Source organism: Streptomyces diastaticus subsp. diastaticus (assembly GCF_011170125.1).
GTDB lineage: Bacteria > Actinomycetota > Actinomycetes > Streptomycetales > Streptomycetaceae > Streptomyces > Streptomyces diastaticus.
In genome coordinates, this window is sequence record NZ_BLLN01000005.1 from 324,532 (window position 1) to 338,342 (window position 13,811).

The 13,811-nt window shown below is 73.4% G+C and carries 12 protein-coding genes and 1 pseudogene; 6 read left to right on the forward strand and 7 right to left on the reverse strand.

Annotated elements, in window-relative coordinates:
- Window positions 1-172 precede the first annotated feature (172 nt).
- A complete protein-coding gene (locus Sdia_RS19125) occupies window positions 173-688 on the reverse strand; it encodes a hypothetical protein (protein ID WP_100453999.1) in 516 nt (171 codons plus the stop codon).
- A gap of 524 nt (window positions 689-1,212) precedes the next feature.
- On the opposite strand from Sdia_RS19125, the gene Sdia_RS19130 reads away from it, so the two are divergent.
- Window positions 1,213-2,238, forward strand: coding sequence for an FUSC family protein (locus Sdia_RS19130; RefSeq protein ID WP_191835367.1), 1,026 nt, complete (start codon window positions 1,213-1,215; stop codon window positions 2,236-2,238).
- 202 nt (window positions 2,239-2,440) lie between these two features.
- On the opposite strand, the gene pepE is transcribed toward Sdia_RS19130, so the two are convergent.
- Together pepE and Sdia_RS19140 are read right to left on the reverse strand one after the other, a co-directional pair.
- Window positions 2,441-3,172, reverse strand: a complete 732-nt coding sequence (gene pepE, locus Sdia_RS19135; RefSeq protein ID WP_100453994.1) for a dipeptidase PepE — start codon at window positions 3,170-3,172, stop codon at window positions 2,441-2,443.
- 4 nt (window positions 3,173-3,176) lie between these two features.
- Entirely contained in the window at window positions 3,177-4,010 is an 834-nt protein-coding gene (locus Sdia_RS19140) for an IclR family transcriptional regulator (RefSeq protein WP_100453993.1), read from the reverse strand.
- Between the two features lie 149 nt (window positions 4,011-4,159).
- Between Sdia_RS19140 and Sdia_RS19145 the strand changes: the two genes are divergently transcribed.
- The 4 genes and pseudogenes from Sdia_RS19145 to Sdia_RS19160 all read left to right on the forward strand — a co-directional run bounded on the left by Sdia_RS19145 (window position 4,160) and on the right by Sdia_RS19160 (window position 9,153).
- Window positions 4,160-5,152, forward strand: a complete 993-nt coding sequence (locus Sdia_RS19145; RefSeq protein WP_100453992.1) for a DUF1177 domain-containing protein — start codon at window positions 4,160-4,162, stop codon at window positions 5,150-5,152.
- Between the two features lie 41 nt (window positions 5,153-5,193).
- Entirely contained in the window at window positions 5,194-6,867 is a 1,674-nt protein-coding gene (locus Sdia_RS19150; RefSeq protein WP_115069385.1) for an OPT/YSL family transporter, read from the forward strand.
- Window positions 6,868-6,887: 20 nt separating this feature from the next.
- Window positions 6,888-7,604 carry an AroM family protein gene (locus Sdia_RS19155; RefSeq protein ID WP_115069384.1) on the forward strand — a complete coding sequence of 239 codons (717 nt, stop codon included), beginning with the start codon at window positions 6,888-6,890 and terminating at the stop codon, window positions 7,602-7,604.
- A gap of 266 nt (window positions 7,605-7,870) precedes the next feature.
- Window positions 7,871-9,153, forward strand: a pseudogene (locus tag Sdia_RS19160) (MFS transporter).
- A gap of 19 nt (window positions 9,154-9,172) precedes the next feature.
- On the opposite strand, the gene Sdia_RS30790 reads toward Sdia_RS19160, so the two are convergent.
- Window positions 9,173-9,817: an alpha/beta hydrolase gene (locus Sdia_RS30790; protein WP_371874276.1), complete on the reverse strand. Its 645-nt coding sequence runs from the start codon at window positions 9,815-9,817 to the stop codon at window positions 9,173-9,175.
- Between the two features lie 355 nt (window positions 9,818-10,172).
- Between Sdia_RS30790 and Sdia_RS19165 the strand changes: the two genes are divergently transcribed.
- Window positions 10,173-10,970: a TetR/AcrR family transcriptional regulator C-terminal domain-containing protein gene (locus Sdia_RS19165; protein WP_189500217.1), complete on the forward strand. Its 798-nt coding sequence runs from the start codon at window positions 10,173-10,175 to the stop codon at window positions 10,968-10,970.
- Here the strand turns inward: Sdia_RS19165 and Sdia_RS19170 are convergent.
- The 3 genes from Sdia_RS19170 to Sdia_RS19180 form a co-directional block, all read right to left on the reverse strand.
- Window positions 10,957-11,664 (reverse strand): ribonuclease H family protein, encoded by a 708-nt coding sequence (locus tag Sdia_RS19170; RefSeq protein WP_100453978.1) that lies wholly within the window; start codon window positions 11,662-11,664, stop codon window positions 10,957-10,959. The two genes, Sdia_RS19165 and Sdia_RS19170, sit on opposite strands and share 14 nt — an antisense overlap.
- A 271-nt stretch (window positions 11,665-11,935) precedes the next feature.
- Window positions 11,936-12,817: a glycoside hydrolase family 19 protein gene (locus tag Sdia_RS19175; RefSeq protein WP_100453976.1), complete on the reverse strand. Its 882-nt coding sequence runs from the start codon at window positions 12,815-12,817 to the stop codon at window positions 11,936-11,938.
- A gap of 73 nt (window positions 12,818-12,890) precedes the next feature.
- Window positions 12,891-13,699 (reverse strand): IS5 family transposase gene (locus tag Sdia_RS19180; protein WP_371874218.1). Its coding sequence is split into 2 segments (ribosomal slippage): window positions 12,891-13,351 and window positions 13,351-13,699, totalling 810 coding nucleotides; the frame shifts between segments, so codons are not numbered across the junction.
- Between the last annotated feature and the right edge of the window lie 112 nt (window positions 13,700-13,811).

The window sequence follows — 13,811 nt, forward strand, 5'->3', positions numbered from 1 at the left end:
CGTCTCTCCGCTCCTCGTCCTGGCTGCCGGACGTACCGGCAGGGACAGGTTCGCCTCCCGGCGAGCGAGGGGCGCCCGCCGCTCCGCCATCCGGCCTAGCCGGGCCCGCGCGGTCACCCTCGCCGGGGGCCGCCGAGGGGCACCCGGGCCGGGACGGCGGCCGCCCGTCGGCTCATCCCCGCTCCTCCTCCGGCCCGTCCGGGCGGAAGGTGGCCGCGGCGGCCTCCTCACGCAGTTCCTCCAGGCGGGCCGTCTGCTCCTCGGCGCGCCGCAGGAGGCGGTCCAGGGCTTCCGGGTCGAGGCGTCGGTCCGTGCCGGCGAGGATGCGCAGAGTCCGCCAGCAGCAGGCCTTGCCCTCCACGCCCAGGCGCATGGCCTCCAGTTCCAGGACGTTGCTCAGCGGCGACCGGGAGAGGAGGTGTCCGTTGGTCTTCAGCCGCCCGGCCTTCTCACCCAGCCGCCCCAGCAGGAGGCGGCTCCGGCTGGGCGCGACGCCGAGGTCGCGCATGACGCGCATCAGCGAGGCCCGGTCCTCCGCCACCTCGTCCGCGAGGCGTCGCAACTGCCGCGCGGCGCTCTCGTCCCGTCCCGCCCGGGCCGCTCGCCGCAGAAGTTCGACGCCGCCGGCCGCTCCCGCGAGGTGATCGTTGAGGTAGATCGCCAGTGGGCTGGCGGAGAGCTTCGTCATGGCTTTCCCTTCTGCCCCGTGGGCAGTCCGAACGACGGAGTCCGGCCTGCCCGGGAGGCATGGGGCCTTCGGAGCTTCGCCGGCCGGCCGCCCGGCCCCGGACGGGGCGACGACGGCTTAACCCGCCTTCCCGGGAGTCCGGGCCCGTATGTGGGACCGTCGGAGTGACGCGGCCCCGCGGCCGGGGGCGGCGGCGCCCGGTGAGGTCTCCCCGGCCACCGGCACGCTGCCCCCGTACGGCCGCTCCGCTTTCCCCGCCCGCGCCTCTGTGCTCAGAATGCGCTACGAAGTCGAGCGACCCGAAGGAACGGCATGGCCCAGGGCTTCTCGCTGAACCCTCGCTGTCCGCGGGCCGCCGGCCGGTGCTCCGGAAGGGACGGCGCGCCGGTACGCGACTTGGCCGTCCGGGCCGGTGCGGCGGCTGCGGGCGCCGGGCACTTCGCCGTCCACCGGGCCGCAGGAGCCTCCCGACGGTCCCCCCGTTTCCGCCACGGTCCGACCGGGCCTCACCCCTTCGAGGCCGGATGAGCCGGGCCGGCGAGGCGTGGGGACGCGTTCGCGGGAACTGGTGGCCGGTTCTCCAGCAGGCGGTCGCCGCCGCCGTCTCCTGGTGGGCCGCCGGTCTGGCCTTCGACCACCACCTGCCGGTCTTCGCCCCCATCGCCACCCTCGTCGCCCTCAACACTCCTCTGGGGGGACGCGGCACCAACGCGGTCCGCGTGGTCTCCGGGGTGATCGTCGGGGTCGTCGTCGGGCATGCCGCCTTCCGGCTCCTCGGACACGGAGCCCCCGCGATCGGCACGGCGGTACTCGCCGCGCTCCTGGCCGCCCTGCTCCTGGGCGGTGAGCGCATCACCATGGCCCAGGCGGCGGTGAGCGCCGTCGTCTCCGTCGTCGCCGGTCAGCAGGCCGGCCTCGTCCGCGTCGAGGACGCGCTGTTCGGGGCGGCGGTGGCGCTCGTCTTCAGCCAGGTCCTGTTCCCCGCCCACCCCGTCACCCTGCTCGTCCGGGCCCAGACGAAGGCACTGCGGGCGCTGGGCGACGTCCTCGACGTGACGGCGCGCACGCTGAGGTCGAAGAACGAGCGGATCGACCGTTTCTGGGACGACCTGCGCCCGCTCTACTCGCTCCTCGACGACCTCGCCGAATCCCGGGAGCGCGCCACGGCCGTCGCCCGGCTCACCCGCTACCGGCGCGGGAACACCGAGGCCGTCCGACGGGAGATCGCCTCCGCCCGGCACCTGAACCTGCTGGGCAACAGCTGCCTCACCCTCATCCGGGGCGCCATGGCCCTCGACGAGGGCCATCGGGCCGCGTTCGCCCCTGGCGTGGAGGCCCTGACCCGCACCGTCGGGCTCCTCGCCGACGAACCGCGTACCGAGGCCGTCCGCGGGCGCGCGACCCGCGCGGCGGAACACATCGTCCCAAACGCCCCGGACACCACGTCGCCGCAAGCGACCGCCGTCTGGCAGAACCTGCGACTGGCCGTCGGGGACCTCACGGCCTTCGCCTCGGCGGAGCGGAACCCGCCCGGAGCCCGGCAAGGGTGACCGGCGCTCAGTGCCGCTCCTCCACCGGTCCGGTTCCTCCGGCACGCTGAGGGCGCCCGGACGCCCGCTCGCACAGGACCGGACGCCGCCCGCGCGCGGCGCGCCGTTCTCGCCGACGCGCCGGCCGGTCACCGCTCCCGGGGCCGGTCACCGCGTTGCCCGGGGACCTCGGGACGGGCCGTTCCCCGGGAGCGGGGCGCGGTCAGGCGTCGCGGTGGTCGAAGCGTGCCTTCGTGGCCATCAGTGCGCTGAGGTCGGCGCCCGGGGCGTACTCCACCGGTTCCGCCCCGGCGGTGAACAGCCGGGCGCCCGCCTCGATTCCGCCGAGCGTGAGAGTGTCGTCGTCCCCGCGCAGCCAGGTGCCTTCGCGCAGCCCGAGGACGGGGACGTCGTTCTCCTCCAGGAACTGGGAGAGGCGCTCCTCGCGGGTCTCGCCCATGTGCGTGCCGGAGGGGTCCGGGTCGAGGTAGTGCGGGTTGATCTGGAAGGGGACCAGACCGAGCGCGGCGAAGGAGGCGGGCTCGACGATCGGCATGTCGTTGGTCGTGCGCAAAGTCGGACAGGCCATGTTGGTGCCGGCGCTGGAGCCCATGTACGGCAGCCCGGCGCGTACCCGGTGCGCGAGGGTGTCCACCAGGCCGGTGCGCTGGAGGGTGGCCAGCAGGCGGAAACTGTTGCCTCCGCCGACGAAGACCGCCTGGGCCCGCGCGACCGCCGCGCGCGGGTCGTCCTCCGTGTGTATGCCGCGCACCCGCCGGCCGAGCTGCCGCATGAAGGCGGCGACCTTGGCGGTGTAGCTGTCGTGGTCGGCCAGGGCGTAGGGGACGAACAGCAGTTCCTCCACGCCGGCGAGGTGCTCCGCGACGGCGTCCCGGGCGTGGTCGAGGTAGGGGCGTCCCGGCGCGGCGGAGTTGGACAGGAGGAGCAGCTTCACGGGATCAGTCCTTCGGAGATGAGGTACGGGGGATCGGGGCGGGGGCGGGATCCGGGCGGCGGGTGTGCATCTGGCGGGGGGTGAGCAGTTCGCCGAGGGACTCCCCCGCCGAACGCAGTGGCACGAGCAGCTCGTTCTTCCGGTCGTCGAGCTGGTCGTGGGGGCCGACGAGGGTGAGCGAGCCTATGGGCTGGGAGCGCACGAGGACGGGCACCGCCAAGCCGGCCGTCGCGGGGTCGTACTCGCCTTGCGAGTAGGCGAAGCCCTCGGAAGGCACCCGGGACATCAGCGCCTCCACCTCCGCCGGGTCGGTGACGGTCAGTTCGCTGAAGCTGGCCATGGGCCGCCCGTAGAGGAGGCCGGCGCGGGTTCCGGGGGCGAGCATGCCGAAGTAGGCGCGTGAGGTGGCCCCGGCGTGTCCGGGGTAGAGCTCGCCCGCGAGCCGGTAGGCGCGCAGGGGGCCGGAGGTGCCGTCGGCGGAGTCGACGCAGCGCAGGTGGGTGCCGTCGGGGACGGCGAAGAGGGCGGTGACGCCGCTGGCCGCGGCCAGCTGGCGCAGGGTGGGGCGGACGAGGCCGGCCATGCCGCTGTGCCGCTCCCAGGCGGTGGCCATGTGCCAGACGGCGGGGCCCAGCCGGTAGCGGCGCGTCACGGGGTCGGACACCAGGAAGCCCCGGTGCGCGAGGGAGGCCAGGAGCCGCTGGGCGACGGACTTGTCCCAGCCGAACTCCGCGGCCAGGTCGGTCACGCCCCACTCCTCGCGGTCGTGGGAGAAGGCGAGCAGGGCCAGCAGGGCGCGGTCCGCGGTCTGGAGTGGTGCTCCTCGATCGGTGGTCACGCCCGGCACTCTACCCCGGGCGCATCTGCTTCTCTCATATAGAGAAGTGGTTGCGTTCCGGGGGAGGCCGGAGAGAGCCTGACCCACCTGCGCACCGCTTCGGCGATCAGGCCGCGCAGCACCGCACCACTACGCACCAGGGAGCCGCAGTGCTCAAGCACGTACTCGACGTCATCGAACTCCTCGACCGTCCACAGGCCGACGGACACGCGCTCGCCGCCCACCTGCGGAGGGTGCTCGAACGCGCGGCCGAGGAGAGCGGCCGCCTCTCCCCCGCGGCCGTCCTCGACCAGGTCGAGGTGACGGTGACCCGTGTCGAGGGCCCCAAGGGCGGCACCGACTTCGTCAAGGTCGTCGTTCCCGGCAGCGCCGGGGCCCGCTGTGGCGGCGGCGCGCCCACACTCGGAATCCTCGGACGCCTCGGGGGCGTCGGCGCCCGCCCCGAACGCACCGGCATCGTCTCGGACGCGGACGGCGCCGTCGCCGCGCTCTCGGCCGCCGCCAAGCTCCTCGACATGTACGGGCGCGGAGACGTGCTCCAGGGGGACGTGATCCTCAGCACGCACGTCTGCCCGGACGCGCCGACGCGGCCGCACGACCCGGTGCCGTTCATGGACTCGCCCGTCTCCGTCCTGGACTGCAACCGCCAGGAGATCGACGAGGCCATGGACGCCGTCGTCTCCATCGACACGACCAAGGGCAACCGGCTGCTCAACCACCGGGGCATCGCCCTGTCGCCTACGGTCAAGGAGGGCTGGATCCTGCGGGTCAGCGACGACCTGCTCGGCGTCCTGGAGACCGTGACGGGCGAAGCCGCCCGCGTACTGCCCATCACCACGCAGGACATCACTCCCTACGGCAACGGTGTGCACCACATCAACTCGATCATGCAGCCCTGCGTGGCCACCTCCGCGCCCGTCGTGGGGCTCGCGCTGACGGCCCAGTCCGCCGTGGCGGGCTGCGCCACCGGCGCCAGCCACGAGGGCGACATCGCGGCGGCGGGCCGCTTCGCCGTCGAGGCGGCCAAGGAGTACGGGCGGGGAGTCGTCCGTTTCCACGACCCGGAGGAGTTCGCACGCCTCGTGTCCCTCTACGGCCCGATGACCCGCCTGCAGTCGACCGTCGGAGCCACCGAGGACTGAGACGTCCCCGGGCAAGACCCACCCCGAGCACGGAGCCCCCTATGAGCGACACCACACCTGCGGCGGCAGACACCGCGCAGGCCAGGTCACACCCCAGAGCGCTGGAACCCGTCACGCTGATCCTGACGGTGATCCTCAGTGTGCTCGGCGCGGTCATCGGCCTGGTGCTGATCACCACCCTGGGCATCGCCCCCAACACCTCGGTGATCGGCGCGCTGATCGCCATGCTCATCGGGCGCCTCTCCTTCGCCGCACTGGCCCGGATGCGTGATCCGCACCGTCAGAACCTCGTCCAGTCCGCGATCTCGGGCTCCACGTTCGCCGCCGCGAACTCGCTGGTCACACCGATCGCCGTCCCCTTCCTCCTCGGCGAGCCCGGGCTGGTGTGGCCGATGCTCGGCGGCGCGGTCGTCGGACTGCTCGTCGACAGCTGGGTGCTCTACCGGGTCTTCGACTCCAAGCTGCTGCCCGCCTCGGCGGCCTGGCCCGCCGGGATCGCGGCGGCCGAGACGATCAAGGCGGGCGACGAGGGCGGCCGCAAAGCCCGCCTGCTGGGGATCAGCGCGGTCGTCGGCTTCGTCGGCTCGCTCTTCAAGCTGCCGATGAGCGCCGCGGGCGTCGCCTTCCTCGGCAACATCTGGGCGCTGCTGATGTTCGGCGTGGGTCTGCTGGTCGCGCAGTACGCCCCGGGGCTCCTCGACACCGACCTGAGCGCGAACTACGTACCGCACGGCGTCATGATCGGCGCCGGGCTCGTCGCTCTCGTGCAGGCGGTGCTGATGATGCGCGACCGCAAGAGCTCCCGGGAGACGACACCGCCTGGCCAGGCGGCGGACGTCTTCGACGAGGCGAACCGCACGGTCGACCGGGGACGGCTGCGGCGCGGGCTGCTGGAGGGCCTCGTCCTGTTCGTGGCGGGCGCCCTGCTCATCGCCCTCATGGGCGGGGTCGTCTCCGAGATGAGCGGGTGGGGTCTGGTGGGGTGGGTGCTGCTGGCCGGCGCCGCCGCGCTGGTCCACCAGCTCATCGTGGGGCTGGCCGCGATGCACTCGGGCTGGTTCCCCGCCTTCGCGGTCACCTTGATCTTCCTGATCCTGGGCCTGGTCCTGGGCATCCCGATGGTGCCGCTCGCCCTGCTGGTGGGATACGCCGCCTCGACCGGACCGGCCTTCGCCGACGTCGGGTTCGACTTCAAGGCCGGGTGGCTGCTGCGCAAGGGCGCCCTGCCGTGGCATCCGTACGAGATGGCGGGCCGGCGGCAGCAGTACATCGCCCAGCTCGTCGGGTTCGCCGTCGCCGTCGTGGTCGTCATGATCGCCTGGAAGCCGTTCTTCGCGGACGGCCGCGTCCCGCCCGTCGCCCAGGTGTACGTCGACACGATCAAGGCCGGCCTCACCGACACCCACGCGCTGACGATGATGGTGCTGTGGGCGATCCCCGGCGCACTGATCCAGTTCTTCGGCGGCTCCTCCCGCCAGATGGGCGTGCTGCTCGCGACCGGTCTCCTCGTCGCCACCCCGCAGGCGGGATGGCTGGTGCTCGCCGCCCTCGCCGTCCGCGTCGCGTACTCCCGCTGGAAGGCACGCGGCGGCGGGGACGCGCCGGACGAGGCGAACGCCCAGCCCGACGCCGACAACGACCTCGCCCTGGTCGGCGCCGGCCTGGTGGCGGGAAGTTCCCTCAACGACGTGAGCCAGATCTACAAGGCCGTGTGAGACAAGGAGAGGCTGACACCATGCGCACCCCAGGGCTCGGAATGGTGACCATCGGGCAGGCCCCCCGGGCCGACCTGGCCGCGGACGTCGAGCCGTGGCTCGGCGGGCTGACGCGGTACGAGCACGGCGCCCTCGACGAGGACGTGTTCGACGGTGAGCGCGGAGAGGCGGCGCGCTCCGCACTCGCCCCCGACCCGGGAGAGCCACCGCTCGTCTCGCGGCTACGGGACGGCACCTCCGTCCTGCTGGGCCACCGCGCGCTCGCCCCCCGTATGCGGGACGCCGTCGCGCGCTGCGAGCAGGACGGCGCGGCCGCGACCCTGCTGCTGTGCACCGGCAACTTCCCGCCCGTGCCCGCACGCCGCCCCGTGCTGTACGCCGAGCCTCTCGTCCAGCACGGCGTGCGCGCACTGGCCGGCGAGGACCCCGTCGGCATCGTCTGCCCGCTGCCCGCCCAGCGTGAGGATGTCGAGCGGCGCTGGTCGGGCCTGCTGCCGGGCCCCGTACGCGTGGAGCCGAGCGACCCGTACGCACCGGACGCACCCGCCCGGGCGGCGGCCGCGGCACGGCGTCTGGCGGAGGCCGGCAGCCGCTGGGTCGTGCTGGACTGCATCGGCTACACCGAGACGATGCGCCGGGCGGCGGACACGGCGGGCCGCCCCGTCCTGCTCGCCCGCGCCCTCGCCATCCGGCTGGCCGCCGAAGCCGCTCACGCGGCAGCCGCGGTTGCCCCGTGAACGCCGGCTTCAGGCCCACCGCGGCCGGCTCGGGCCGGCACGTCGACACGGTGCCTCCGCGGCCGGGGGAACCGCGACGACTGCTCCGCCCGGTCACCGACGACTTCGACCGGGGCTGATCCCGGTTCCGTACGGACCGGAAATCGCGGCGGTCGCGGAGGCGGCGGGCGGAGGGTGCTTCGGAAGGGGCGGTGCGGGTGACGGGAGTGTGTCGACTCCGTCGGACCGCGCGTGAGCGGGGGGTGCGCGGGGGCAGGGTCAGGACCATGGCAGACACCGTCACGGTCACGACCCCTTCCCGGCGCCCCCTGCGGCAGCTCCTCGCCGCCTCCGTCGGCAACGCTGTCGAGTGGTACGACTGGTACGCCTACACGTTCCTCGCGACCTACATCGCCGCTCAGGTCTTCCCCGAGGACGCCGACGACTCGCTGGTGCCGCTGCTCGCGGCCTTCGCCGTCTTCGCGGTCGGGTTCTTCATGCGGCCGGTGGGCGGCCTGTTGATGGGTGCCGTCGCCGACCGGCGTGGCCGGCGCACGGCGTTGACGGTGACGATCCTGCTGATGGGCGGCAGCAGCCTGTTGGTGGGGCTCACCCCGACCTACGCCTCGGCGGGACTGCTCGCGCCGGTGGTGCTGGTGGTCGCGCGGCTCCTCCAAGGGCTGTCCGTGGGCGGGGAGTTCGCCGCCTCGACCACCTTCCTGGTGGAGTCGGCCGGGCCGGGCAGGCGCGGCCTGTTCTCCAGCTTCCAGTACGTCTCGACCACCGTCGGGCAGCTGGCCGCCTCCGGCGTCGCCGCGCTGCTCGTCTCCTCGCTGTCGTCGGGGCAGATGGACGGCTGGGGCTGGCGGGTGCCCTTCGTCCTCGGCGCGGTGCTGAGCCTGGTCGGCTTCTGGATCAGGCGCGGCGCGCACGAGACGCGCAGCGCGGAGCAGCGGGGCGCGCCCGAGCCCCGCCTGTTCGACGCGCTGCGCCACCACCCGCGCCAGTCCCTGCTGATCTGCGGGATCACCGCGGGCGGCACCCTCGCCTACTACACCTGGACCTCCTACCTGCCGACCTACGCCGAGCTGAACGTCGGGATGGACAAGGCCGACGCCCTGCTGGTCGGGACCGTCTCGCTGGCCGTCTTCGCGCTGCTCCAGCCGGTGGGCGGGATGCTCTCGGACCGGTACGGGCGCAAGCCTGTGCTGCTGTTCTTCGGGATCGGCTTCGCCCTGCTCCCCGTGTCACTGCTACGGGCGCTGACCGGGTCGTGGCTGTCGCTGCTGCTGGTGCAACTGGCGGGCATGGTGCTGCTGACCGGGTTCACCTCGGTCTCGGCGGCGGTCAACGCCGAGGTGTTCCCGGCGAGGGTGCGGGCAGCCGGGATCGGCTTCCCCTACTCGCTGACGGTGGCGCTCTTCGGCGGTACCGCGCCGTACGTGGGGACGCTCTTCAAGGATCTCGGCCACCCGGGGCTGTTCCCCTGGTACGTGAGTGTGCTGTGCCTGGTCTCGTCCGTGGTCTACCTACGGCTGCCGGAGACCGCCACAAGGAACTGGACCGGTGAGCCGCTGAGCCGGCGGGCCTCAGTCCGCGTGCGCCGCCGCCAGCCAGGGCCGCAGGACGGGCAGCACGGCACCGGGCTGCATGGCGCCGGTGTGGTCGAGGCCGTCCAGGACCCGGACCTGCCACCCCGCCGCCTCCAGGCGCGCGCGCTCACGGGTCAGCGGTCCTGCCATGTCCACGGTCACGCCGCCCCACTCGGGCCCGTAGGGGATCACGTCCGCCGATCCGGCGAAGCAGAGCCGGGGGCAGTCGACCAGGCACTGTGCCGCCGCCTCGTCGAATCCTTCGAGGGCCTGGTAGAGGCCGAGGAACTGGCCGGTCTGCGCACCGTCCGCCGCGATCTGCACGCCGGACCAGTCGTACTCCTCTCCCCCGCCGGACGGGGTGTCCCGCTCCGGCCCGGCGGCGGGTGTCCTCGGGCGCAGCGCCATGGTGTGGGCGGCGGCGGTGACGCGCAGCATCTGGGCGTAGGGGCCGCCGAGCGGCGGGAAGCCGCCCATGGCGAGGGCGGTGAGACGGTCGGTGCGCAGGGCGAGCTGGAGTCCGGCGAGCGCGAGCCACGAGTACCCGTAGTACGCGAACCGGCCGGCGCCCGCCGCGTCGGCGACCGCCAGCAGGTCGGCGGCGAGGTGGGTGGGGGTGAGGGCGGCGGCGGGGTGGCGCATGCAGTGGCCCTCGTAGTCGAAGGCGACGACCTGGAAGGCGTCGCCGAGTCCCTCCGCCAGGGCGCGCGGCCCAGGGCCGGGTCCATCCCCCAGCGGCGCAGTTCCCCGGCGGCCGCGCCCTCCTTCGGTACCGGGTCGACGGGGAGCAGCACGGTCGGTCCGCTTCCGTGGATCTGGTAGGCGACGCGGGTGCCGTCGTGCAGGGGCGCGGTGGGCATGAAGCCTCCCTGGTCGGGTGCCGTGGCCCGGCACCGGCAGATTCCGTACAGCGTAAGGAATTACCTGCCGGACGATACCGTACGGCGTGAGAAGTCGTGCGGCGCAGGGAGCCGCACGGTGGGAAGAGGTGACAGCGTTGAGCATCATCGCCGGTCAGGGGGACGCGGCCCGCTCGCTGAAGTTGCTGTGGGGTGCGGCCGGGGGCGAGCGCAGGAGCCCGGGGCCCAAACCGGCGCTCACCGTGGAGGCGGTGGTCGCGGCGGCCGTCGAGGTGGCGGACGAGGGCGGTCTCGCGGCCCTGTCGATGCGGGCGGTCGCCGAAAGGCTGGGCCGCTCGTCGATGGCCCTGTACACCTACGTGCCGGGCAAGGCGGAGCTGGTCGACCTGATGTACGACCGGGCGCACGCGGAGCTGCCCGGCTCGTACCCGCTGGACGAGGGGTGGCGGGCGGCGGCGACCGCCTGGGCGGCCGACCTGCGCGCGCTGTACCTGCGCCACCCGTGGCTGCTCCAGGTCTCCTACGCGCGGCCGGTGCTCGGGCCCTGCGAGCAGGGCGTACTGGAGGCGCTTGCGGGCATCCTCTTCGCGACCGGCCTGCCCGCGGACACCCTGCGGGCGGCGGCCAGTTCCCTCTTCGACCTGGTGCGAGGCGCGGCCCGGACGCGGGCGGAGGCGCGGCTCGCGACGGCGACGACGGGGGTGGCGGACGCCGAGTGGTGGGCGGAGCGTTCGGCGCGGCTCGGCGAGGTGGCGCCCGATTTCGCGGACCGGTTCCCGCTGTCGGTGCGGCTCTCGGCCGAGGACGCGGGCGGCGGGGCGCCGGCCTCGTGGGAGGAGCGGATGGACGCCACCCACGCGGCCGGGCTCGCGCTGCTGCTGGACGGGGTGGAGGCGACCGCCGGGGCGCCACCGGGCGGGGTCAGCCCGCGCTGACCGCCTCCCGGCAGTCGGGGTGGCCCCAGCTGCTGCCGTTCTTGGTGATCTTCTCGCCCGCCGCGTAGGGGCGGCCGCAGCCGCAGCGGCCGGGGAACTTCGCGGTGATGGCGCGGGCGGTACCCGTACCCTTGCGCGCGCCGGAGCGGGCACCGCCCTTGGCCTTGGCCTTGGGGGCGGCCGCACGGGAGGGGTCGGGCTCGGGCCAGGGCGAGCCGAGTGCGCTGCCCGCCGCCGCCTGGGAGGCGGCGACGTCGGTGGCGGCCTGGTCGGCGAGGGCGTTGAGGGCGTCGCCGCCCACCTGGTGCGCGGCGACGTGCACGAAGGCGACGTCGCGCCCGGCCAGCAGGGCGTCGATGGCCACCACCAGTTCCTGATTGGCGACGGGCTTGCCGGCGCTGGTCCGCCAGCCGTTCCGCTTCCAGCCGGGCAGCCAGGTGGTGACCGCCTTCATCGCGTACTGCGAGTCCATCCGCACCTCCAGCGGCACGGACGGGTCGGTGGCCTTCAACAGCTCCTGGAGGGCGGTCAGCTCGGCGACGTTGTTGGTCGCGGTGCCGAGCGGCCCCGCGGCCCAGCGCTCGGGGCTGCCGTGGGCGTCGGCGGCGACCCAGCCCCAGGCGGCCTTGCCCGGGTTTCCCTTGGAGGCTCCGTCACAGGCGGCGATGATGCGATCGTTCATGGCCCGCATCATGCCAGCGCGGGTACGGGGTACGTCCACTCCGTGCCGGCCCGGACGCCCGGGACGGGCCGGGACGGACCGGCGTCGGCGCGGGTCAGCTCACGGCGGCGAACGGCACCAGGGTGGGCGCGGTGGCGGACGCGCCGCCGGGCCGGGCCCACAGGCCACGGGCGGCGGCGGGGTCTCGGACGACGGGACGCACGGCGGGACGGGGAGCGCGCGCGGGACGGGGGTGCGTCCGGCGCCTCGGCGCCGGGCACACCCCCGTCCGGGTGAGGCCGGGTCAGCAGTACAGGTTGGCGCCGGTGGTGGTGCCGAGGATCTGGGCGAAGGAGGTGAACTTGTCGACGCGGCTCTGGACCTGGGCCGGGTTGCCGCCGTCGCACTCGATCGAGCCGTTGATCGAGCGGATCGTCTCGCCGAAGCCGTGGCCGTTCACGATGGCGTTGTGCGCGGTCATGGTGCCCGGGCCGTTCTGGGTGTTCCAGTACCACAGGCCGGTCCGCCAGGCGACGGAGGCGTTCTGCTCGACCAGGTAGGGGTTGTTCAGCAGGTCGATGCCGAGGGCGTCGCCGGCGGCCTTGTAGTTGTAGTTCCAGCTGAGCTGGACGGGACCGCGCCCGTAGTAGGCGGCCTGGCCGGCCGGGCAGCCGTAGGGCTTGCCGCCGTCGCAGTAGTGGGGGTAGTTGGCCTCGTTGGTCTCCTTGATGTGCACCAGGCCACCGGTCTCGTGGTGGACGTTGGCGAGGAAGGCGGCCGCCTCGCGCTTCTTGACCTCGTCGCTGCCGGTGTTGGCGAAGGCGGGGTAGGAGCTGAGGGCGGCGGTCAGGCCGCTGTAGGTGTAGAAGGAGTTCCGGTTCGGGAACATCTGGTTGAACTGGGCCTCGCTCACGACGAAGCCGCCGGGCTGTTCCCCGCCCCCGCCGGTGCCGCAGGCGCCCTGGTCGGCCCAGACGTCGGAGCTGCCCGGCCGCTCGTTCTGCGTCCACCACTTCGCGGTGTAGTTGCGGCCGTCGTACGAGGCGCTCTGGCCGCCGGTGTAGACGGCGGTGGCGTTCCAGGCGGTGGCGCAGGTGGCGGCCTGTGCGGTGGCCGCGGGGAGGACGACGAGCGCCGCGACGACCGCGCTCAGCGCGATCAGCAGGCTCATGACACGTCGGATCACGTGATCACACTCCTTGGGTGCGGCGCGACGTCGGCCGCGCGCCGCCGTGGATGCGGCCAGCTAAGAAGTCATCTCATTTGGTGAGCCTGCGGTAGCAGATGAGAGTGCAGGCGATGCTGGTGAAGGCGAGGAAGTGGTCGGCCTTGCGTTCGTAGCGTCGGTGGAGGCGGCGGCAGCCGGCAAGCCAGGCCATGGTGCGTTCCACGGTCCAGCGGTGACGGCCCAGCCGTTGCGAGGACTCGACTCCCTTACGGGCGATGCGGTGGGTGATACCTCGCTCGCGTAACCATCGCCGCAGATGGGCATAGTCGTAGCCCTTGTCGGCGTGAAGCTTGCCGGGCTTGCGCCGTCGTCGGCCGCGCCGCGAGCGGATTGGCGGGATGCCCTTCACGAGCGGGATCAGTGCCTGGCTGTCGTGGAGGTTGGCCCCGGAGATGCCGACGGAGACGGGCAGACCCGACCGTTCCGTGACCAGGTGGATCTTCGAGCCGTACTTGCCCCGGTCGACAGGATTCGGACCCGTCAGGTCCCCCTTTTCAGGGCCCGCATGTTCACCGAGTCGATTGCGCACCGCGACCAGTCCAGCTCCCCGCGGGCACCGAGTTCGTCGAGAACCAGGCGGTGGAGTTTGGCCCACACCCTGGCCTTCGACCACTCCGAGAACCGTCGGTGAGCAGTCGCTCCGGACGGGCCAAACGACGCCGACGGCAGCTGCTGCCAGGTACAACCCGACGTGGCTACGAAGACGATCGCGGCCAGCACCTCCCGGTCGCCGTGCCGACGCCGACCACCGCCCTGAGGTCGCGACGGCGCCTCCGGCACCACCCGCTGGAACAACTCCCACAACTCGTCCGGCACCAACCGCTCAACGATCCCCACCATGACGCACAGAATACCGAGTGCCCCAAATGAGATGGCCTCTAAGCGAGCCGGGTCTGAGCATGTCAAGGTCTAGACCAAGAGGCATCCCCGGAGCGTCCCGAAACGCGTCGGT